Origin of the sequence: Methanococcus aeolicus Nankai-3, assembly GCF_000017185.1 — an archaeon.
Classification (GTDB): Archaea; AGJL01; Methanococci; order Methanococcales; family Methanococcaceae; genus Methanofervidicoccus; species Methanofervidicoccus aeolicus.
Genome location: NC_009635.1, coordinates 403,483 through 425,910 on the forward strand (window position 1 = coordinate 403,483; position 22,428 = coordinate 425,910).

The 22,428-nt window shown below is 28.0% G+C and carries 18 protein-coding genes; 2 read left to right on the forward strand and 16 right to left on the reverse strand.

Annotated elements, in window-relative coordinates; all coding sequences use genetic code 11:
- Position 1 precedes the first annotated feature (1 nt).
- Positions 2 to 1,027: a glycosyltransferase family 2 protein gene (locus MAEO_RS01940; RefSeq protein ID WP_011973108.1), complete on the forward strand. Its 1,026-nt coding sequence runs from the start codon at positions 2 to 4 to the stop codon at positions 1,025 to 1,027.
- Between the two features lie 24 nt (positions 1,028 to 1,051).
- Positions 1,052 to 2,482 carry a flippase gene (locus tag MAEO_RS01945; RefSeq protein WP_011973109.1) on the forward strand — a complete coding sequence of 477 codons (1,431 nt, stop codon included), beginning with the start codon at positions 1,052 to 1,054 and terminating at the stop codon, positions 2,480 to 2,482.
- Position 2,483: 1 nt separating this feature from the next.
- Here the strand turns inward: MAEO_RS01945 and MAEO_RS01950 are convergent, their stop codons facing one another.
- The 16 genes from MAEO_RS01950 to MAEO_RS02030 all read right to left on the reverse strand — a co-directional run bounded on the left by MAEO_RS01950 (position 2,484) and on the right by MAEO_RS02030 (position 22,421).
- On the reverse strand, positions 2,484 to 4,664 hold the full coding sequence (locus MAEO_RS01950; protein ID WP_011973110.1) for a DUF2206 domain-containing protein: 2,181 nt from the start codon (positions 4,662 to 4,664) through the stop codon (positions 2,484 to 2,486).
- Positions 4,654 to 5,811, reverse strand: coding sequence for a glycosyltransferase family 9 protein (locus MAEO_RS01955; RefSeq protein ID WP_011973111.1), 1,158 nt, complete (start codon positions 5,809 to 5,811; stop codon positions 4,654 to 4,656). The genes MAEO_RS01950 and MAEO_RS01955 overlap by 11 nt, the downstream gene beginning before the upstream one ends.
- 9 nt (positions 5,812 to 5,820) lie before the next feature.
- Complete coding sequence (locus MAEO_RS01960; protein WP_011973112.1) at positions 5,821 to 6,945, reverse strand: glycosyltransferase family 4 protein; 1,125 nt, start codon at positions 6,943 to 6,945, stop codon at positions 5,821 to 5,823.
- The gene (locus MAEO_RS01965; RefSeq protein ID WP_011973113.1) at positions 6,945 to 8,081 is read right to left on the reverse strand and encodes a glycosyltransferase family 4 protein; all 1,137 of its coding nucleotides are present in this window, start codon (positions 8,079 to 8,081) and stop codon (positions 6,945 to 6,947) included. Before MAEO_RS01965 ends, MAEO_RS01960 begins: the two co-directional genes overlap by 1 nt.
- 9 nt (positions 8,082 to 8,090) lie before the next feature.
- Positions 8,091 to 8,780, reverse strand: coding sequence for a glycosyltransferase family 2 protein (locus MAEO_RS01970; RefSeq protein WP_011973114.1), 690 nt, complete (start codon positions 8,778 to 8,780; stop codon positions 8,091 to 8,093).
- Positions 8,781 to 8,874: 94 nt separating this feature from the next.
- Positions 8,875 to 9,903 (reverse strand): GDP-mannose 4,6-dehydratase, encoded by a 1,029-nt coding sequence (gmd, locus tag MAEO_RS01975; RefSeq protein ID WP_011973115.1) that lies wholly within the window; start codon positions 9,901 to 9,903, stop codon positions 8,875 to 8,877.
- A 21-nt stretch (positions 9,904 to 9,924) separates the two neighbouring features.
- A complete protein-coding gene (gene rfaD, locus MAEO_RS01980; protein WP_011973116.1) occupies positions 9,925 to 10,842 on the reverse strand; it encodes an ADP-glyceromanno-heptose 6-epimerase in 918 nt (305 codons plus the stop codon).
- Between the two features lie 172 nt (positions 10,843 to 11,014).
- Positions 11,015 to 11,527, reverse strand: a complete 513-nt coding sequence (locus MAEO_RS01985; protein ID WP_011973117.1) for a D-glycero-alpha-D-manno-heptose-1,7-bisphosphate 7-phosphatase — start codon at positions 11,525 to 11,527, stop codon at positions 11,015 to 11,017.
- A complete protein-coding gene (locus MAEO_RS01990; protein WP_011973118.1) occupies positions 11,520 to 12,428 on the reverse strand; it encodes a bifunctional heptose 7-phosphate kinase/heptose 1-phosphate adenyltransferase in 909 nt (302 codons plus the stop codon). The genes MAEO_RS01985 and MAEO_RS01990 overlap by 8 nt, the downstream gene beginning before the upstream one ends.
- Before the next feature lie 53 nt (positions 12,429 to 12,481).
- Positions 12,482 to 12,958 (reverse strand): D-glycero-beta-D-manno-heptose 1-phosphate adenylyltransferase, encoded by a 477-nt coding sequence (gene rfaE2, locus MAEO_RS01995; protein WP_011973119.1) that lies wholly within the window; start codon positions 12,956 to 12,958, stop codon positions 12,482 to 12,484.
- Positions 12,955 to 13,515, reverse strand: coding sequence for a D-sedoheptulose 7-phosphate isomerase (gmhA, locus tag MAEO_RS02000; RefSeq protein WP_011973120.1), 561 nt, complete (start codon positions 13,513 to 13,515; stop codon positions 12,955 to 12,957). Before gmhA ends, rfaE2 begins: the two co-directional genes overlap by 4 nt.
- A gap of 162 nt (positions 13,516 to 13,677) precedes the next feature.
- The gene (locus MAEO_RS02005; protein ID WP_048062441.1) at positions 13,678 to 15,087 is read right to left on the reverse strand and encodes a mannose-1-phosphate guanylyltransferase/mannose-6-phosphate isomerase; all 1,410 of its coding nucleotides are present in this window, start codon (positions 15,085 to 15,087) and stop codon (positions 13,678 to 13,680) included.
- Positions 15,088 to 15,403: 316 nt separating this feature from the next.
- Positions 15,404 to 16,840 (reverse strand): hypothetical protein, encoded by a 1,437-nt coding sequence (locus MAEO_RS02015; RefSeq protein ID WP_011973122.1) that lies wholly within the window; start codon positions 16,838 to 16,840, stop codon positions 15,404 to 15,406.
- Between the two features lie 148 nt (positions 16,841 to 16,988).
- Positions 16,989 to 20,381, reverse strand: a complete 3,393-nt coding sequence (locus MAEO_RS02020; RefSeq protein WP_048062352.1) for a cell wall-binding repeat-containing protein — start codon at positions 20,379 to 20,381, stop codon at positions 16,989 to 16,991.
- Positions 20,382 to 20,448: 67 nt separating this feature from the next.
- Positions 20,449 to 21,177 (reverse strand): hypothetical protein, encoded by a 729-nt coding sequence (locus MAEO_RS02025; protein WP_011973124.1) that lies wholly within the window; start codon positions 21,175 to 21,177, stop codon positions 20,449 to 20,451.
- Positions 21,174 to 22,421, reverse strand: coding sequence for a DUF58 domain-containing protein (locus MAEO_RS02030; RefSeq protein ID WP_011973125.1), 1,248 nt, complete (start codon positions 22,419 to 22,421; stop codon positions 21,174 to 21,176). Before MAEO_RS02030 ends, MAEO_RS02025 begins: the two co-directional genes overlap by 4 nt.
- Between the last annotated feature and the right edge of the window lie 7 nt (positions 22,422 to 22,428).

A 22,428-nucleotide genomic window follows, 5' to 3' on the forward strand; every position in this document is an offset into this window, starting at 1 on the left:
TATGACAGATAAACCACTGTTATCAATTTGTATTCCTACATATAATAGGGCTGAATTTTTAAAGGATGCATTAGATTCAATATTGAGGCAGATTAACGAGAACAATAAAGATAAAGTAGAGATTTGTATATCTGATAATGCTTCTGAGGATAATACAGAAGAGTTAGTTAATGAATATCAAAAGAAATCACAAATTCCTATAATTTATCATAAAAATGAAAAAAATATGGGTGCTGATTATAATTATTTAAAAGTTGTTGAAATTGCTAATGGTGAGTATTGTTGGTTATTGGGCAGTGATGATATTATTGAAGATGGTGGAATTGATACTGTTTTGGAGGAGATTGAAGGGAATGGGGATGTTGTGGATATTTTTATCGTAAAACAGAAAGGATATGATAAAGAATTAAAGAAGAAAATAAACCTCCGTTCTCCATTAATTAATGATGATGGAAATGATGTACTATTTAATAACTCAGTTAATGCACTAAATAGAGTAGAATTATGGGATTGGGGCTATATCTCAGCAATGGTTATCAATAGAAAAAAATGGTTATCCATTAAAGGATATGAAAAATGGATAGGAAGTGCTTATGTTCATGTTTATATTATTTATTCCATGATGAAGCAGAGTTCAAAAGTTAAATTTATTAATAAATACTTAGTAGGTTGGAGAAGTGATAATGACAGTTTTTTAAATGAATTAAAGGAATATGGTAGATTTAAAATAGATTTAAATTACATATCTATTGCAAAAGAAGTTTTTGGTAAAAATTCCGAAGAATATAAAATAATTGAAAAAATGTTAATTAATACACCAGTATTATCTGGAAGAATAGTATCCTTCAAGTTAAGTGGGTTATCATATAATATATATATCAAAATGTTTAAAGACCTCTATCCCATAGGTCATAAATACCCGAGATTTTGGGTATGGTATATTCCATTATTTTTAACCCCATCTTTTGTATATAAAATTGTGCGACCCATAGTAAAAGGAATAAAAAATACAAAACATAAAATTTAGAGTATATTAAAAAAGGGGATACATTTGGGTACTATAAAGATAATAGCTAAAAATACAACAATATTGTATATTTCCGAAGTTCTTAGCAAATTTTTAGGATTTTTATATGTAATGTACATGGCAAGATATTTAGGGGCAGAAGGATATGGGATCATATCTTTTGCCATGGCATTTACAGGAATATTTGCCATATTTATGGATTTTGGAATAAATCAGCTGAGTATTAGAGATATTTCCAGAGATAAAACAATTACTGAAAAATACTTAGATAATATACTAATGTTAAAGGTTATAATTGGTATTATTGTATATTTATCAATTATAATCATAATGAAAGTTATAGATTACAATACTACAACAATATTTGTTGTATATATTATTGCATTAAGTACTTTATTTAATTCATTTAACCAAACTATTTACTCAATATATCAATCTTATGAGAAAATGGAATACATGGGTATCGGAAAAATTTTGAATAGTATTTTAATGTTCTCGGGTGTATTTTTAGCTGTCTTTTTGAATTTGGATATTGTAAAATTCGCATATATTTACCTAATGGCATCAATAATAAACTTTATATATTGTATATGTGTATTATCTATTAAGTTTGTAAAACCAAAATTAAGTGTAGATTTGAAATTTTGGAGATGGCTTTTAAAAGAGGCGATACCATTTGGATTGGGCGGGATTTTTATAAGCATATATTTTAATATAGATTCAGTAATGTTATCTGCAATGAAAGGAAATATATATGTCGGATGGTATAATGCACCTTATAAATTAATATTAATTTTATTATCGGTTCCTGCAATATATACTGCATCAATACTGCCCACAATATCAAAGAATTTTAATAATATTAATAATTTAAAAAAAATATATTCTACATCCTTTAAATTTCTATTTTCAATGTCTTTATTGATATTCGTTGAAATATATTTATTTGCCGGCGATATCATAAATTTTATTTATGGGATAGATTATAAGCCATCTGTTACGGCACTAAAAATTTTAATATTTGTAATACCTATAATGTATCTTACATATTTATCAGGTAGTTTTCTTAGCGTCACAGGCAAACAAAAATATTTATGCAATGTTGTAATGTTAAATGCAATATTTAATGTCTTGCTGAATTATTTATTAATTCCTCGGTTTGATATTTTGGGTGCATCGCTTGCTACTGTATTAACTGAGTTAATTGGATTATTTTTAATGGTATATTGTATAATTAAATATTTTTTTAAATTATCTGCTATTGATTTGATGCTAAAGCCATTATTTTGTGGAGGGCTTGTATTTTTAATAAGTTATATGTTAAAAGAGTCTGTTGATTGGATATTTTTAAGTATTTTTGGGAGTTTAGTTTATGGGGTAATGTTAATTGTTGCAGATAAACAGATTAAAAAAATAGTATTTGATTTATATAATGAATTTAAAGCTAAAATTTGAATTAATTTGAAAGGAAAATTTGGCTACCTTTATTATCGTAGATTTTGTTTTTACCTCTTAACAGGGGTTTTACATCCGAAAAATTAAAATAATACCATATCATCGTATAACGATTAATATCAAATCCTATATTTTTAATATTTGCATACTTCAGCCAAATGTAAGTATTACTTTCTATATTTTTTATGTGTGGATTTAATCCAATTATTTTTAAAGACCTGTCTCCATAATTGTCAAATGTGGCTCCAACAGATGACGGCAATTCATTATTACGAGAAATATTCTTTTTTCCATACGCAGATGCCCATTTTGCCGCATGTACATCATAAACATCTGTTAATAGCCTATAAAATGCTGATTTGTCTTCTAAATTTCCAAAATTATCTATGGATTTTTGACTTAATGCTATTGATCGCGGATGATTTTTTGTAATTTCTTGAATAAATCCAACATTTAGTAACATTAAGATTATTATATAAATATGCATAATCTTTAAAATATTAGTTGTAGTAATATCTCTTTTAAACCCCTTTAAAATCAATTTAATAAAAAATATGCCTCCTATGGAAAAAAATGGTGATGTAGCCACCAGTGACAGTGTAAATAGTCTATCTGGTCCCATAACTGCAAAAAATGGTAAAACTATCGCCGCCACTAAAATTGCTAAAAAATATAATGAAATTCCAATATATATTAAACCAAATTTAAATTTCGATTTTTTATTAAATAGATTTAATAGGCATTTGATCATTCCCAATATTATAAAAAATGCTACTCCAAAGTTCATATATTTTCGAATTAACAATAACCCGGATACTTGTTTAGTCATCATGTATGCCCCTCTTGATGTATCAGGACTTAAAAATTCTGTCCAAATTGAATTTAAAACATTATTTCCAATACTTATTATTGTACAAAATAATGAAGAATCAGATATATATACATACCAGGACAAGTATAATGTGACATATATTCCAACTAATGAGAAAACCTCTTTTAAGTTATTATTATTTTTATTATATAATCCGGGAATCTTTAAAAACAAAGCAGTAAATAATAATCCTGCCATAAATATGGATGAAGTACCATAATGGGACCAAACTATGCTAAATCCAATTAAAATAGTCAATATTTTTTTTTTAAATTTATTCATATTATTGTATATTGTAATAATAAATAGTATTATGAAAAATTCTGCCATAAATTGCTTAGTAGTAATTGCAAATATCATTATATACCCCATGCTATTTATTATCAGAGAAGATAAAAATGCAATTTTGTCAGCTAAATATATTTTAACAAATATATAAATTGCAACAGGGAATGTAGAAATCCATAGTGGAAATATTACCTTATAAATCCAAATTAAATTAAGGCCACAAATGAAACATATTAATGGTGTGAATATCTTACTGCTCAACACTGAATTGTAATTTCCAAAATTATTATAGTTCCAAAACCCATTTTCTATTGTCGTTTCAGCACCATACATTTCACCATCATAATTAAGCGCATAAGGTGTTATCAACATTATATGCCATACTAATGCAATAGTTATTATCCAAATAGCATAAGGATAATATTTTTTATCAATCCAATTTGTAAATCCGATAATTAAAGCAACTAATGCAATAACAACAATCATAATCATTAACAAAATATTGTTATGGTAATAATTTACCAAATAGGTTCCAAATATTGCCATAAATGGAATTAAACTTAAAAATAAAACCTGTGGATTTAGAATATCTTTTAAATCTATAAAATCGGGATTGTTATAATTTTTATCTCTAAGATATGCAATAATACATAATAAAAACACAACTCCCGCCATAGTTAAAACTATTGGAATTTCTGAGATTGGTTTATCTGTAATACCTAAAATCGGATAAAGCATATTCATTAAAAATCCAACAAACATATCCATAAATAAACTCAGCCCAAGAGCATATAAAAAACTCTCAATACTGTTTAACTTATGCAATCTCAAAATTCTTAATAATAAATAACCTGGAATAAATGACAAATAAATAAATCCTATTAACGGTCTTATAATTGGAGTATTAACTCCCAATTTATTTAGTGCAAATAATCCCAATAAAGATATTTGAAAAAATAAAATAGCCATTAAAAATTTTTTAATCTTCCAATTTTGTAATTTAAATGGATTTTCAAATTTCATGATTATCCCTTAATTTTTTAAATGCCTTAAATATTGTTTCAGGTTTTATATTTTCCATACATATATGTTTATCTGCTAAACACTCAAAACTTTCGCAAGGATAAAAATGACAACTTTTATCTTGAAAAATTATTTTTTTTTCAATATATGGTTCCCATTCATATAAATAGTTAGTACCAGAATATATTCCAATTAATGGTTTGTTAAATGCTGTTCTAACATGGATTGCAAAGGTATCAACACTTATTAACAAATCACACAAATCAATTAATGCAAAATATTCCTTTAAAGATAATTTGCCGGCAATGTTAAAGATATTTTTATTATGCATATTAATGTTTTTACTTATATCGTCATAATCATTTTTTGAACCGCCATAGAGAATTATTATATTTTTATTTTCTTTAATAATTAAGTTATTTAATTTATTCCAGTAACTAAATAACCAATTTTTACATTTATTTCCACTTATAGGATGGCATAATATAACCAAATCTTTATCAAAATTTATAAAATCTAATTTATTCTTTAAACTTTCATAATATTTTTTATCAACTTTTAGCTCCAATTTTCCATTATCAACAGGTAAATTTAATATTCTCAATACATCTAAGTTTCTTTCTACTATATGCTTTGGCTTATTTTCCCAAATAGCTTCTTTATTTAGTAAAAATCCTAATCCTTTACACCCATATCCCATAGAATACTTACCAACTAATGAGACCATAATATTATGAATAGGATTTCCTCTCAAGTCAATAGCTAAATCATATTTTTTATAGTGTTTAATTAGAAATCTTAAAATGTTTTTCCAACCTTCACTATCATTTCTTGATAGCCAGGAAGTATTTAATATCTGAATAGTATCAATATATGGAATACATTCTAAAACATCATTTGTCATTTTTCTGCATAAAACTGTTATTTCGGAATTTGGAAAATTATTTTTTAAATTTCTAAGAAACGAAGATAATAAAACCATATCTCCAATGTGGTCTAACCTTACAACTAAAATTTTTTTTATATTTTCTTTATTAAATTTTTTTCTTTTCTTATAAAAAAATATAGTATCTCCCATACAATCTATAATTTTTATAATTCCCATATATTTTTCTAAATTTTTGGAATTTTTATAAATTCTTTTCATTTTTTCCCCTCATTTCATATTATAAACTTCTTCATAAACCTTCAAATGTTCCTCAGCACATTTTTTCCAACTAAATAATTTAGCTCTTTCTATACCTTTTTTAGATAGTTCTTCTCTTATTCCATCGTTGGTTAAAACTTCATACATTTTATTTGCCAATTCATCAACATCATAGGGATTAACCATTATTCCAGCATCTCCAACAACCTCAGGTAATGAAGAAGTATTTGAAGTAATTACTGGTGTTCCGCATTGCATAGCTTCCAATGGTGGCAATCCAAAGCCTTCATAAAGAGAAGGATAAACGAATAAATCCGCTGCATTATATAAAGCTGGTAAGTCTTCATCTGGAACATAACCAGTAAATATAACATCCTTTTGTAAGTTTAGTTTTTCTATGGTTTCGAAGATGGATTTGTATTTCCAACCTTTTTTACCTGTGATTACTAATTTATGTTTTATACTATGTTTTTTAAGTTTGTAAAGTGCTTTTAATAAGTTTGGAATGTTCTTTCTAGGTTCCAATGTTCCAACATATAAAATAAATGGATAATTTAAATTGTATTTTTGTTTTATATTGTTTATTTCATTTTCTTTTAATGGTTTGTAGTTTTCATTTGCTGCTAAGTGTATTACTTTTATTTTATCTTCTGAGATTTTAAAGTGTTTTATTAAGTCTTGTTTTGTGTGGTGTGAGATTGAAATTATTTTATTTGAAGTGTTCAGGGTTTTTGAGAATAATAATTTATATCTAAAAACTGTTATTTTTGCATATGTTTCTGGAAACTGTAATGGTATAACATCATAAACAGTAATAATTTTCAACTGATTTTTTAATTTAGTGAATAATGATGAGTTTTCGGGACTATGAATTATATCTAAATCTAACTTTTTTTTATTGAGATAATAATTTAAAAACAAATGCCAAAAATAAAAAGGTCTCTTTGGAAATTCTTCAAAAGGATTTTTTATAAAAATTCTATTTAGATCTGGAAATAAATTATTTTCTTCATAATTTATTAAACAAATATTTTCTTTATCAATTTTTGAAAGTTCGTTTATTAGATTATAAACGTAATTTCCTATCCCTGTTAATGGTCTATTTAATCGATCTGAAATAATCCCTATTTTCATTATTCCACCAAATTTTCAATATCTTTAATTAATTTTTCCCAGGAAAATTCTTTATTTTTAATTTTGATATTTTCCGTAAATTTCCTTTCTTTATCATTTTTAAAATAATTGATTATGGCACTAGCCAATTCTTCTGAATTTTCTGACTTAACAATAATGCCTGTTTTATTGTCATCAACAACATCTGGTAACCCACCAACATTGGTAGTAATAACAGGTTTTTCAAATGCATAAGCAGTTTGGATAACTGCACTTTGAGTAGCGGAAATATAGGGTAGAACAACAACATCAGCAGCAGAAAAATAAATTCCAACTTCTTCATCAGGAATATATTTATCAATTATTTTTATATGGTTTTTAATACCTAATTTTTTAATTTCATCAATATATTTGTCCTTATCATCCCAGAATTCACCAACAATTAATAAATTAATATCATCAACTTCGTTTATAATTTTAGGCATGGATTTAATAAGATATATTAATCCCTTATATTCCCTAATGATACCAAAAAACAATATTATTTTTTTATTCCTATCAATGTTTAAAGATTTTCTTGTATCTTCTTTTGATGTCTTTTTTGTTTTAAATATATTATATGTTGGAAGAACGCTTTGTTTTACTTTTGCATTAGGAATTATTTTTTTTAAATTATTATAATCTTCTTTTGAATGAACTATAAAATAATCCACATTTTTAAAAGCCATTTTTATTAAAAACTCATCTATTTTTGTTCTCTCATGAGGTAAAACATTATGGCATATATATAATATTTTTATGTTGGTGAATTTCTTTAATAAGTATGTAATTGTAAAAAATACAAATGTAAAAAATGGATGTACCCATTGAAAAATTACTAAATCAGGATTTTCGTTTTTGATTTTTGAATATGTTTTAATCCAGGTTAATGGATTTATAGTATCTATTATATATTCAAAATTTGTAGTTTCATTTACTTTTATGTTGCTATCTTTATTTATCTGTTCTTTCCCAGGATACAAAAATGATGGATACTGCCTTTTGTAAGAAATCAAAAATACATTATGCCTTTTTGATAATTCATTACATAATGTAGTGTTATAATGGGATATTCCTCCTTTATATGGATATGTAGGACCGACTAAACATATTTTCACAGTTTCACCTTATTTCCTAACCCATGCCTTTAACATCACAGGAAATGCTGTGAAAGGATACTTCAAAACCTTCAACCGAGAAACTCCATGCATCCTTTTTTCAAATACAATTGGAACTTCTTTATATCTTAAACCTTTTTTACCAGCCCTTATTATGATTTCCTGATGAATGCCCCATCTATCAGCATTTAAATCAAGTTGTTTAGCCGCATACTTGCTAACTGCAACTAAACCACTTTGTGAGTCAGTTGTTGGAACTCCCGACATAATCCTTGTTACAGTGGTGGATATGTTGTTGCACATTATTCTAATTTTGTAGTTAATATTTGCCCCATCAGTATATTTACCAATAAATCTTGAACCTACAACTATATCTGCTTCATCATTTATAATAGGTTCGCAAACTGGCAAAATATCTTCCTTTCTATACTGCCCATCGGCATCAAAAATAAAACAAATATCATGCTCAGAATTAATAAAATATTTATAACCTTCCCTAATTGCAACTCCCTTTCCCTTATTCTCTTCAAAGGTAATTACTTCAACACCACATTCCTTTGCAACCTCCGTGGTATTATCGGAGCTCCCATCATCAACAACTAAAATCCCATCAACAGTATCTTTGATATTCTCAATTACCGTCTTAATAGATTCCTCTTCATTATAGGCAGGTATTAATGCTAAAAGTTTCTTATCCATAGTATCATCTTAAAATTTTTAAAAATTAAAAAATATATATCGGAGCTCACATAATTCATTTTAAATCTGAACTAAATAAACTATATATTTAAATTTATTTCAATTTCCCAATTCTTTCCAAATCCTTTTCAACCATCATCTTAACTAATTCTTCAAATTTAACTTTTGGTTCCCATCCGAGCTCCTTCTTAGCCTTTGAATAATCACCAATTAATATATCAACTTCCGCAGGTCTGAAAAATTCAGGATTAACTTTTACCAAAACCTTTCCATTGTTAGCATCTTTACCAATTTCATTAACTCCTTCCCCTTCCCATTCTATGTCGATTCCAACAACCTTAAAGGCATTTTCAACAAATTCCCTAACTGTATGGGTTTCATTTGTTGCTAAAACAAAGTCATCTGGCTTATCGTGCTGTAATATTTTCCACATGCCATAAACATAATCTCCAGCATAACCCCAATCCCTTTTAGCACTTAAATTTCCTAATTCAACAAAATCCTGTAATCCATGAGATATTTTAGCAACAGCCATTGTTATTTTTCTTGTTACGAATTCTGGGCCACGCATGGGGCTCTCGTGATTGAACAGGATACCATTGCTCATAAATAAGTCATAGCTTTCCCTATAATTCTTAATAGTCCAAAATCCTGCCAACTTGGAAACCCCATAAGGGCTCCTTGGGTAAAATGGTGTAGTTTCCTTCTGCGGAATTTCCTGAACCTTTCCATACAATTCAGATGTTGCAGCAAAATAGAGTTTTGAAGATGGTGCATATTCCTTTACTGCATTAGTTACATTTAAAGTTCCACCAATATTAACATCATAGGTAAATCTTGGATTTTCAAAAGAGAATCCAACAAAACTTTGAGCAGCTAAATGATAAACTTCATCAGGTTGCACCGCTTTAACAACATTATCCATGAATAAATTGTCTGTAATATCCCCCCAGTGAATATTTATTTGTTCCAATTCTTCCTTTGGTAGGTGTTCCAAGTTTCCCAAGGAATTTTGGCTATTTCTTCTAACAATTCCATGAACTTCATATCCTTTTTCCAAAAGTAATTTTGTTAAATAGTATCCATCCTGTCCGGTTATTCCCGTAATAATTGCCTTTTTCATACATATCACCCAATAATATTTTTAAATATACCTATTTTCCTTTAACCATTCAACATAATCTTTAACCCCATCTTCAAAATTCCATTTGGGTTCATAATCTAAATATTTTTTAGCATTGGTTAAATCCGCCTGAGTAAAATCTTGATAAAACTCTTCATAAGGGTTGTCAATATATTCAGGTTCGTAATCAAAGCCCAAAACATCATTTAAAACTTCGATAATATGATTAAAGGAAACGGCATTTCCACTACCTGCATTTACAATACAGCTCTCCTTAGCATCCAATGCCAATAAATTTATTTGAACAATATTTTTAACATAAACTTGGTCTCTCTTCTGCTCCCCCCATTTGAATATTCTTGGATTTTTTCCCTCAACCATTTGTTTCGCCAACTGCCAAACCATTGAAGCCATTTTTCCCTTATACTGCTCCCTTGGTCCAAAAACATTAAAATATCTTAAACCAACTATATGGCTGTCAGGATACTTCTCCATATATTTTTTAGCCATGCAGTCGCATATCCATTTTGAAAAACCATATATATTATTTGGTCTTCCAGCATATTCCTCCTTTTGAGGAGATTCAGCATCACCATAAGTTGCCGCAGAGGATGCATAAATGAACTTTATATCATTTTCAACAGAAAAATCTAAAAGTCTTCTGAACCCCTCTGTATTTATTTGCATCATTAATTTTTGGTTGCTGACTGTTGTATCTGTTATAGCGGCCTCATGAAAAATAGCATCAATATCTTTAAATCTATCTAAATCAACATCTAAAATACTATCAGAAACAACATCACCTTCATAACCCAGGAGATTTTTAAAATTCCCACTTGAAAAATCATCTAAAACAACTGTATCATAACCTTTGTCCTGCAATTCCAATGCAATATTGGAACCGATAAATCCTGCACCGCCTGTTATCATAACATTCATTTAATCACCCTATGCTAAAAAAATTAAACTAAATTACAATGTGTTTTATATAATATTTAAAGTTTATCCCTTATATTATAGTTAATGAAAAAGGCAGCCATTTAAAGTTCATCATATCTATTTTTTTTCTATAAAGACGAAATCAAAACCAGCACGAGATTTATTGATAATTTTATAATATATTAATACAATCAAACAATTGTTTGGAAGTATAATTTGAATTAGTCTTCCGTTCCCTGTCATTTCGTATTATTTTTACAGTTTTGCATCCCACACTATTCCCACAAATTATATCGCTTTCACTATCTCCTATCATCCAACTTTTATTAAAATCAATATTCCACTTATCCTTTGCCTTTAAAAGCATTTCATTTTTAGGTTTTCTACAATTGCAAGTTCCATCTAAATGAGGACAATAGTATATATCATCAATTTCAGGCAATAATTTAGTCATATAATTATGCACAATTTTTAAATCATTTTCGCTCATTAAACCTTTTCCAATTCCTTGCTGATTTGTTATTACAATTAATAAATAACCTTTATTTTTAAATTCTATTAAGGCTTCTTTTACTTTTGGTAGCAATTCAAACTCATCAGTGGATTTAACATAATCTCCTTCAAGTTTTTTATTTATGACTCCATCCCTATCAAGAAATATGGCTTTATTTGCTGGATTATTCATTAAATAACTCCTCCAAATTAACTGTTGCAGTTCCTATTTTTCCAACTACTATTGAGCTCGCCTTATTTGCCAATTTAACGGCATCTATTAAATCATGCCCTTTGTCAAGAGCATAGCCAATTGTTGCTATATATGTATCTCCTGCACCAGAAACATCGTGGAGCTCCATGACCTCTGTTGGAATATGATATATTTTTTTATCTTTGGTAATTAGCGTTGAACCTTTTTCACTTCTTGTAATTACTACATTTGCATTATAGTTATCTACAATTTCCATACCTGCTTTTTCAACATCTTTATCGTTGTTTTTTATTTCTCTTCCAACGATTCCTGAAGCCTCTTTTAAATTTGGTTTTATTAAAAACACATTTTTGCACAAGGCAATATTTTCTGGTTTTGGGTCCATTAATATTTTGCCTTTAAATTGTTTTTTTAGGAGCTCCATCAATTCTTCTGTAACTAATCCCTTTGCATAGTCTGAAATTATTAATATATCCGGATTTAATTCTAAAATTTTATCGACAAATAATTTTATATATTTGTTCCCAATATTATGTTTTTCTTCATAATCTACCCTTATAAGTTGCTGATTATATCCCAATGCTACAAACCTATGTTTTACAATGGTGGGTCTTCCATCAGATACAAAAAATGAATTTATATTCATTTTATTACATAATTCCATAATTTGTTTTCCAAAATAATCATTTTTATTATATATGCCCATCAACACAACGGATTCTTTTAACGATACTATATTGTTTGCAACATTTCCTGCTCCCCCAATGGCGTATTTTTCTTCAACCACCTGTAATACTGGCACAGGAGCTTCTGGATTTATTCTTTCAACTTTTCCATAGGTATATTTATCAAGCATTATATCCCCCAAAACACAAATCATTTTTTACCTCCTTTTATAGTTTTTAAAAGTTGTTTCTTAATCAATTAAAATTATTAAGATTTATATTTTTCCAAAACCCATTCAATTACGGTAGTTGTGGAAAATCCTTCAATAAATGGGATTATCTTTATTTTTCCGCCGTATTTTTTAATTATTTTTGATTCGGGTAAATCTTCCACAGAATAATCTCCACCCTTTACATGCACAGCTGGTTTTATAATTTCAATTAGGTCCATTGGAGTATCCTCTTCAAATGGAACTATAAAATCAACCGATTTTAAACTGTCCAAAACATACATTCTTGACTCCAATGGTATAATTGGTCTTTTATCTCCTTTTATATTTTTTATTGATTTATCTGAATTAATTCCAACTATTAATATATCTCCAAATTTTTTAGCATGATTTAAATATTCCACATGTCCTTTATGTAGTATATCAAAACATCCATTTGTAAAAACTATTTTTAAATTTTGATTTTTTAATTCATTTACCATATTATTAAGTAAATTTTTATTTTGTATTATCATAATTTTACCAATTCTTTTTCTACTTCTTCACATATAACATGATATATTGTTAAATGACATTCCTGTATTCTTGGGGTATTATTTGAATTAACTATTAGTGATAAATCAGCACAATCTTTTAATTTCCCTCCGTCTTTTCCAAGTAAAGCTATTGTATATAGCCCCATTTCTTTTGCTTTTTCTATGGCCTTAATAACATTTTCAGAGTTTCCACTTGTGGATATGCCGACTAAAATGTCACCATCATTTCCCAAACTTTCAACCTGCCTTTCAAATATTTTTTCAAATCCATAATCATTACCTATTGCTGTTAATATGGATGTATCTGTTGTTAAGGCAATTGCTGGAAATCCCCTTCGTTCTAATTTAAATCTCCCTACAATTTCTGCTGCAAAGTGTTGAGCATCTGCGGCACTTCCACCATTTCCACATATTAATATCTTATTTCCGTTTTTTAAACTATTTTTAATTATTTCAATAGATTTTTTTAAATTTTCTTCGTTATTTTGTATAAAATTTATTTTAACTTCTGCACTTTCTTTAAATTGGTTATTCATAATATCCACCACATTATAGATTTTAAACATATGAATATATTGACAGTATTTAACCATATGAACGAAATTTTTTAAAAAGATAATATATTTTTATAATGGTTTTAAAATATTCTAAATTAATTTTGGAGCTCCCCTACACACATTTTCCAAACACGCCTCCCCTTATTTTCTACCAAAATCATCGTCAAATCTAATAATATCGTCCTCTTCTAAATATTCTCCCACCTGTATTTCTATAACTTCCAAAGGTATTTTACCATGATTTTCTAACCTATGTTTTAATCCACTTTTTACAAAAATACTTTCCCCACTTCTAACAAGCATTTCATTTCCTTCAATAGTTACGCTTGCTGTTCCTTTTACTACTACCCAGTGCTCGCTTCTATGGTGGTGAAGCTGATAACTTAGTTTTTTACCCTGATGAACCGTGATTCTTTTAATTTTATAAAATAGTCCTTCCTCCAATATTGTATATGTTCCCCATGGACGATATACAGTTGTGTGGAATTGAATTCTATCATCTTTTTTATTTTTTAGGTATTTAACTATATCTTTTACTTTTTGAGATTCCCCCTTATTACATACCAATAAAACATCCTTAGTATCCACCACTATCGTATCTTCAATACCAATTAATGATACAAGTTTTCCGTCTGAGGTATTAATTAAATTATTTTTAGAATCTATGGATATATTATCTCCATATATTACATTCCCTTGGTCATCCTTCTCAAAATATTCATAAAAAGAGTCAAAACTTCCCATATCATTCCAAATAATATTTAATGGAATTACTGCAACTTTATCGGATTTCTCCATAATTCCATAATCCACCGAGATATCTGGAACATTTTCATAAATTTCCTCAACACTATTGAATTTAAAAGCCTCATACACATCTGGACAGTGTTTTTTAACTTCATTTTTAAAAATATTTGCATCAAAAAGAAACATTCCACTATTCCATAAATAATTATTTTCAATATATTGTTTGGCAGTTTTTAAATCTGGTTTTTCTTTAAATTCCCCTACAATATATCCTCCATTCAATTTTTCAGCGGGTTTTATATATCCATATCCTGTATTTGGTTCGGTTGGTTTAATTCCGAATGTAATCATATATTCTTTTGCCAATTCTTGCCCAGACAATACCGCAGATATAAATTCTTCTTCATTTTCAATCAAATGGTCAGATGAAAATACTCCAACTATGGTATTACTATTATTTTCTTTGTTATTTTTGCTATTTTCCAAACCATAATAAATCGCAGGAAGTGTATTTCTACCAATTGGTTCAATTAATATATTGTCCTCATTAAAACCACCATTATTTCCATTGTTATTGATTTCATAACCCAATTCCTCAATTTGCCCCAATACTAAAAATTTATGTTTTTCATTTGTGATTATATATATTTCATCAATATTTGATAATTTTAAACATCTTTCAAAAGTCATTTGAAATAATGATTTATCAAATTTTTTTAATTTTATAAATTGTTTTGGATAGTGCTCCCTACTTAATGGAAATAATCTACTACCCACTCCCCCGGCTAAGATTAATGATTTTATTTTTTGCATTTTTTCACCACGATTATACCGTCTATCCGCATATCGAATTTATATTCTAAAAATAGTTTAATATATATAGTGTTGTGTTTGTTAATAGTCAATCTTCGGACTATCGGGTCTAACAAGGGACAGTTATTGAAGATTAACTATACTCCATATAATTATTATGGAATTTGAAAATATAAAAGCTTTTGCATACAAAAGCTATGCTTTTGTTCAAAATCACAAATCATTTTACAGTCATAAAACGAAATATAAAAAAATAAAAATAAAAATATATTTTAATTTTGTTCTGTATGGGAGCTCCCTACGAAATTTAAAATTTTCCAATAAAATGTTTAATAACATTTATAATTATTTTAACAATTGATATTATTTGCTCAATTGGTGATTTATTATTTTTAACTGCTGTCTCTTCTTTAAGGGCATAATATCCAGATTTTGTTATTTTTGATGTTATGGTATTGTTATTGTATGTATAAGGTATAGTGGTCCATACTTTGGATTTCTCATCATAATATATCATTCGTAATATTTTATCTTTGGTGGTATCTATCTTTATTTTTAGGATTAGAGGTTTGCTAAACTCGGCATCTTTTGGAGATATTAAATATGCCATCGTAGTATTTGGGAGCTCCACCTTATTAATAGATATGTCACCATCTGTGCTAATTTCAGTTTCATCATTTATTATTAACGATGCATTGCCTATTTTTTTTATTACTGTGCCATATATTATATTTGGAGTTGTTGATGGTTTTTTAATACTATTGTTTTCTGATATGGGAGAATTGTTTTCCGGTGTTGAATTGTTTTCTGATATGGGAGACTTGTTTTCTGATATGGGAGACTTGTTTTCTGATATGGGAGCTCCCTGTTTTGGAATAATATAATCCAAGTATATGGTTTTAGTATTTTCATTGTTATATGAGTCTTTTGCAGTTATTTTAAATATATTTTTATTTTCAATTAAATTAATTGTTCCGGTGTATCTGTTGCCATTTTTTGAATAGGTCAATTTATTATTGTTTATATAAATATCAACGGTATAGTTGGAATTATCGTCTATCAATATTTCATAATTTAAATTAGATATATTATATGTCCCCTGATTAGGGGATAGAATTGTTATTTTCGGAGGTTCATTATCTGTGTCATTTATATTATTGACCACAGGCATTACTGGTGGAGCTGGCGTATCCCCTTTGATTATTATTTCTTTATTTACTCCCCCAATACTCAAATATACTGTGGTTCCTTCTGGAATGTTATTTGTTTTGTAGGAATATTTGAAATTCCCATTTTCATCTGCTTTTATGGTTGTAGATGCGATAATTTTTAGTTTTACAGGTTTTGATTGATTTTTAATCTTTCCTCCAATTTTCATATCGTAGGTTCCAGCAGGAACATTTGATTTAGAAACTGTTGCTACGCCATTGCTGTTTGCAGTCGCATCTATTGTAATCCACGCCCCCATATTTACACTTACAGATATATCTCTTACATTTTCTCCAATAACCTTAAATGTATTTGGTGGGGTAGGAATATCTACACCATACATAAGATATCCATAATATGGATATGATACTATTGGATTAACTTCAAACCATGCTTGACAATTTATATCTTCATTTGGATTTGCCATTCCTGTTATTGTTATGGTGTCTCCTACTTTTGGGTTTGAAGGAGTTATTTGAACATCTGAAACTGCTGCATAAATTGGAGAAATTAAAAATCCAAAAATAATAAGCATAAAAAATAATGTTTTTTTAATATAAACCACCCATTATTAACTGTGAATTTATTTTTAATAATATATTATAAAAAATTTAACATATTTATAATTTTACAAAATTTTTAGAAAATATCTATAAAACAAAAAAAAGAAAAATAAATATATTTTATTGCTGTTCTACTGCAACAATCTTTTTATCTACTGTATCGTAGGCTATTCCTATTACATTACTATTAGGTATATTTTGAAGCTTTAATATGGCTGTGCTGTTAGTTGTTGGACTACTATACTTCACTGATGCAGTGCCATTAAATATTGCTTCTGATATGTTTTTCATTTTTTCAGAACTTAATGTTATGAAATCATTGTTTTCCACAATTATTTCGCTTCCACTATTTCCTCCCAATGATACATTAAATAAGTTGTTGTTTGGATTTGTTCCAACCACATTTAATGTTATTCCTGTATTTTTATCTATCATTGCCAATCCATATCTTATATTATTTGAAGGGGTATCATTTATTAAAATATTGTATGTTGAATCATTAGTTATAGGATTTGTTCCAACGAATGTTAATGTCATATTGTATTTCATTACTTCAAATCCACCTACTGCAAGGATTTTAACCTCATTATTGGTAGGCATAACCATATTTCCTTCTGTGATTACTACAACATGGTCTGCATTGCTGTCATCAGCAGAGATGGTAAATGTTGCTTTACCACTTGATACTGTTTCTGTGCTTATATGACTCATGTGTAATGTATCTATTAATCCTGTTGCATCGCCACCCAATAGTTCATTCATATCGTTTCTAAAGGTCTTTCTTGTGGTAATTATATTTAATGAAACATTCTTTCCATTCATATCTGCATTATTGTATGTTATTGTAATGGTATCTCCGTTGTATGCAACTTTATTGTAGTTGTTCATAGCTTCAATAATTGATTTCACACTTACATTATCTTTGAAGTATATTTCTACGGCATTTGTTTTTTTATCTACAACATTTACGGTTGCTGTTATTGTAGGTATGGTTATATTTTTAGTAGTATCGATTGTTATCGTATTACTATTTTGCCCTACAAATTCAATAAATTTACTGTTGCTATTTGCCACAACCTTTATTGCTGGTTTCTCTGCAACTGGCTGAGCTACTGAAACTGTTATTACGGATGAAACATCATATACTCCATCTGATATGGTTAATGTAGTATTATAGGTTCCATCTGCTGGATAGGTTATGTTAATTGTTTTTCCACCATCAAGGTATGAAACACTCTGATTTCCCGGTGCTAACCATGTGAATGTTAAAGGAGCTCCTTCTGGGTCAGATGATTTTGATGCATTTATTAGTATATTTAATCCATCTTCAATATATGTATAAGATATTGTTGGTGGCTCATTTATTGCCTTTACAGTTACCGTAATACTTATCACGGGGTCTTCCTTCATAAATAGTATCAAAATACCATTAGTTGCATCATATTTATAGTATTTTGTTTGATTTCCCGTTCCGTCGTATTCTGGAATGGCCATATTATTTTTAGATATTCCACTTACTGAGTTATTACCGATAGGTATGGCAACTACAACGAATGTATCGTTAGTATTGTTAAATTTAATTTCTGTGTTTATTGTTGATTTATTTGTAGTTTCATCAAATGTGATGTTTTTAATATCGACTGATACATTGTCTACGGCTTTACTTGCAACAACCACTGGTTTTATAAGTGCTTCTGTCAAGGTTGAAGTATTTTGAATTTCTTCTGCCCTATTAAATGCATCTTTAATATTTTCCAAATGAATTGTTGTGTTTACTATTGTAGTCGTATTTGTCGTATTTGTTGTTGGTATTGTAATATCTAATGATTTAGCTCCTACTGTTGTGTTTATAACAAATGCATTGTTTGTAGCATTGTCATCTATTGTAATGCTTGTATTTTCTGCTACTGTTGTATTTACAACCTGTAATGAAACGGAACTATTTCCTGTTGTGGTTATAGTTTCTTGTTTTGGAACTGTAATATCCAATACAAATGTCTTATTTATTTTTGGATAACCATTTAAAGCAAATACAACTTTTGCTTGGTATGATTTTCCATCAGGTAGTGCCGATATATTTGTTATATTATAGTTTATCGTTTTTGCGGTATTTGCCGGGATTGTTAAATTTCCACTCATTGAAACTGCAAGGTTTGCACTTGTTCCCGTGGTAGTATTTGTAATAGATATGCTTGTATTTTGATGATTTGTAATTGTTATTGGTATAACCTCATTTACGGCTCCATTGATTCTTTTTGAAATAGATGCTGGGTCTATATTGAAGTATTTCAAATTTACCTCTTTAGTGGATGGCGTAGATTTCTGGTTGTTATTGTCGTATGCCGTTATCGTGGCAGTATATACTGTTTGCATTAAGTAATTTTTGGATATTGTTGTAGCATATGATTTTCCAGATATGTTTATTTCCCTTTCCGTTCCATCTCCATATTTTAATACAATCTTTTTTAATCCATTATCATCACTTACATTTATTGTATATGATACATCCAATCCATTGGTTGAAACATCAAATTTATTTATTGTCGGTTTATTGTCCTCTTCTGCTGCGGATGGTGCTCCCCCGCCCCCACTTGATGGAGTAGTTTTTATTGTAGTGGCAGACAGTCCAAATTTATTTGCGACATTTGATATAACATTTGAGATAGATGGACTATCACTTGAAATTGAAACCTCTGATGCAAATGTAAGTTTTGAAATTATTTTATCTACTATATCTTCTTTTGGTACTGAAATTGGAGCTATTGCACCTACGAAACCATTACCAAAACTTACTACTGCATCCAATATTGGATTGTTGGTTTTTTCTGCATAAACTACTGCAACAGCTTTGTTTTCAGCGTTTGGGTTTATTTTTGAAACATATGACAGAGCATTTTTTATCACTGTTTCATCATTACCTGATGCAATCATAATATTTGAAGCTCTATTTTGGGCTACTTTTTGAACTGCACTTGGAATGTTCCCCAATAATACTACGGTTTCTGGTTTTATGGATTTCTCCATCGTTTCTATTATTTGATTATCCTTATTTAATCCAGTGTATAATATGGGAGCTCCATAGCTTACAGCCACAGGAATTATTTTTTCATTAAACCCATCTACAACTATTACATTTTTAACCATTTCAGGTTTATCCTGTTTAATTCTATCAAACATCTTTTGTGATGTTTCCACTCTAGTTTCCCCTGCAATTCTTTCCGTTTTTAAGTTTAATGATTTTAAACTATTTTCTACGGATTCACTGACTGCAATCGGTCCCCCGACTATTATTGCCTTATCAATATTTGTTAATTTTCTTTTAGCATCTTCCGATAGCTCATTAGTTGGAGTATATATTAACTCATACCCCATTGCCCTAGCATAAGGTGCTGCAATAACAGCATCTGCTGGCGTAGATACTATAATAGCTATATTATCAGTAGTTGAAGCAAGACTTAAAGGAATTGCCCCAAATACTATCAATAAAGATAGTAATATCGCATGAATTTTCATATTTTCGCCTTCCTTTATTTTTTCGTTATGCATTAATATGTGGCATAGTTATTCATAATTAATATATTCACTCCAATGTATTTATAGTTTTTTGAGTTACCCATATTCCGAATATATAGAGCATACTAAAACCAATTAACACCAAAATTTGTAATAGGTAACTATATTGTAATATCTCTTTATACAGAGTCATTATTGCATATATTAATGGTAAAATAGATATTAATATTAAAAATACTGATTTACTATATGCCTTATTGTATATTATTATTGCCAAGTGGCATAAAGCAAGAAATATAAAAAAATATATATTAATATATGACAGTATATACAATACTCCAAATAGGCCGTCTAAATTAATATTTTTGCTATTATTTTTTGAAAATAATCTGTCTGCTTGTTTAGGTATATTATTGCTAATTACTAATTTTAAGCTATTATATTTAGGATTTAATAATTTATCCAAAAAAATAATATTGGGTATGACAATAACAATAAAAGAGATTATATTCCAAAAATCATAAAATTCATTAATTTTAATAAAAAACCCAATAGACAATAAATACAATACAAATAATATTAATGAGAATTTATATTGTTTCAAGTATGATAATATATATATTATTATATATACAAATGCTATAAAATATCCTTCATAATAATTAACAAGTAATGCCCCAATTATTGCAGAAATTAATGGTGCAATTTCAAATTTCAAATTATCTACAAAACTCTTTGGATTTGGATTTTGTCTTATACCGGAGTTGTAATTGCAAAGCGATTTTGGAGTATTCATAATTTGCCCCCTATTTTATCTTTTGGTCCGATATCTATTGTAGGACATAAATAATTTAATTGATTAATAATTTGTTCTCTTTCAATATATTTTTTATATATTTTTGGAATTGTATCTTTATTTAATTGACTGTCCCCCAAATATAAAATTGAATTTAATGAAATAATATATAAATCTGTATTTTTATTTTTTAATTCTTTATGCAAATTTATTAATTCATTATATCTTAATGCTCCGTCAGTAATGATAATAACATTGCCGCCAACTATATTTTTATTTATTTGATATATTAATTTATTTTCTTTTCGTTTTCTAAAATTTAAATTGGGAAATCCCCTAATAGGTTTTAAATATTTATTTATTGTTTTTTTAACAGAATCTATATTATATACCTGCATCGTTTCTTTAATTGAATTATTGTCAAAAAATATAACGATACATTGTTTTTTTCTAGCTACTACTGAATTTATCATTCCCTGAACTATTGCAGATATATGTTTTACTTTTGATTTGTTTAACTGCAATTCCCGTCTAAATTCACTGCTAACATCTACCAATATATAGGTGGGTGCCTCTTTTTCACTTAAAAATGTTTTAACAATTAATCTATCTTTTTTTGAGGAGGCATTCCAATCAATAAATCTATAATCCTCTCCAACCACATAATCCCTCAATTCTTCAAATTCTACATTTCTAACTCCCATCTTTATATCGTCCAACATTTCTTTTCCAAGCTTAATATTTTTATTTATTTTCATTTGCTTTTTCAAACTATCTATTGAAGGATATACCTCAAAAGCATATTCATAATTTAATTTAATATCTTTGAAATATATATTATTTATATCGGATATTCTAAACTCAAAATCTTTAAAATTGAAACTACCTGTTTTTTTAGGTGTTAGTTTTACCCCATATTCTATTTCTTCCTGTTTATTGACTGTTGTTTTTTCAAAATCCCAATCAAAATAAAAATTATTATTTTTAATTTCAATATTATATGGAATTTTTGAATTATTTTTTATTTTAAATTTTAAATTGATATATTCATTATCAACGAATTCATATTTTGGATTAATCATGGCAATTTCTATTTCTGGATTAAATGATATTCTAATTGTTAATATATACAACAATATACCTATTCCAATCATGACTGGAATTATATTTACATACAAATATCCCTGCACAAATAATAACAATGAAGTAATAACTAATATCTCTTCTTTATTTCCTTTACCCATTTTACCA

Coding starts and splice junctions, on each gene's coding strand:
- MAEO_RS01940 (WP_011973108.1), top strand. CDS start 2: ATGACAGATAAACCACTGTTATCAATTTGTATTCCTACATATAATAGG.
- MAEO_RS01950 (WP_011973110.1), bottom strand. CDS start 4,664: ATGAAATTTGAAAATCCATTTAAATTACAAAATTGGAAGATTAAAAAA.
- MAEO_RS01955 (WP_011973111.1), bottom strand. CDS start 5,811: ATGAAAAGAATTTATAAAAATTCCAAAAATTTAGAAAAATATATGGGA.
- MAEO_RS01960 (WP_011973112.1), bottom strand. CDS start 6,945: ATGAAAATAGGGATTATTTCAGATCGATTAAATAGACCATTAACAGGG.
- MAEO_RS01970 (WP_011973114.1), bottom strand. CDS start 8,780: ATGGATAAGAAACTTTTAGCATTAATACCTGCCTATAATGAAGAGGAA.
- gmd (WP_011973115.1), bottom strand. CDS start 9,903: ATGAAAAAGGCAATTATTACGGGAATAACCGGACAGGATGGATACTAT.
- rfaD (WP_011973116.1), bottom strand. CDS start 10,842: ATGAATGTTATGATAACAGGCGGTGCAGGATTTATCGGTTCCAATATT.
- MAEO_RS01985 (WP_011973117.1), bottom strand. CDS start 11,527: ATGAATAATCCAGCAAATAAAGCCATATTTCTTGATAGGGATGGAGTC.
- MAEO_RS01990 (WP_011973118.1), bottom strand. CDS start 12,428: ATGATTTGTGTTTTGGGGGATATAATGCTTGATAAATATACCTATGGA.
- rfaE2 (WP_011973119.1), bottom strand. CDS start 12,958: ATGATAATACAAAATAAAAATTTACTTAATAATATGGTAAATGAATTA.
- gmhA (WP_011973120.1), bottom strand. CDS start 13,515: ATGAATAACCAATTTAAAGAAAGTGCAGAAGTTAAAATAAATTTTATA.
- MAEO_RS02015 (WP_011973122.1), bottom strand. CDS start 16,840: ATGCTTATTATTTTTGGATTTTTAATTTCTCCAATTTATGCAGCAGTT.
- MAEO_RS02020 (WP_048062352.1), bottom strand. CDS start 20,381: ATGAAAATTCATGCGATATTACTATCTTTATTGATAGTATTTGGGGCA.
- MAEO_RS02025 (WP_011973124.1), bottom strand. CDS start 21,177: ATGAATACTCCAAAATCGCTTTGCAATTACAACTCCGGTATAAGACAA.
- MAEO_RS02030 (WP_011973125.1), bottom strand. CDS start 22,421: ATGGGTAAAGGAAATAAAGAAGAGATATTAGTTATTACTTCATTGTTA.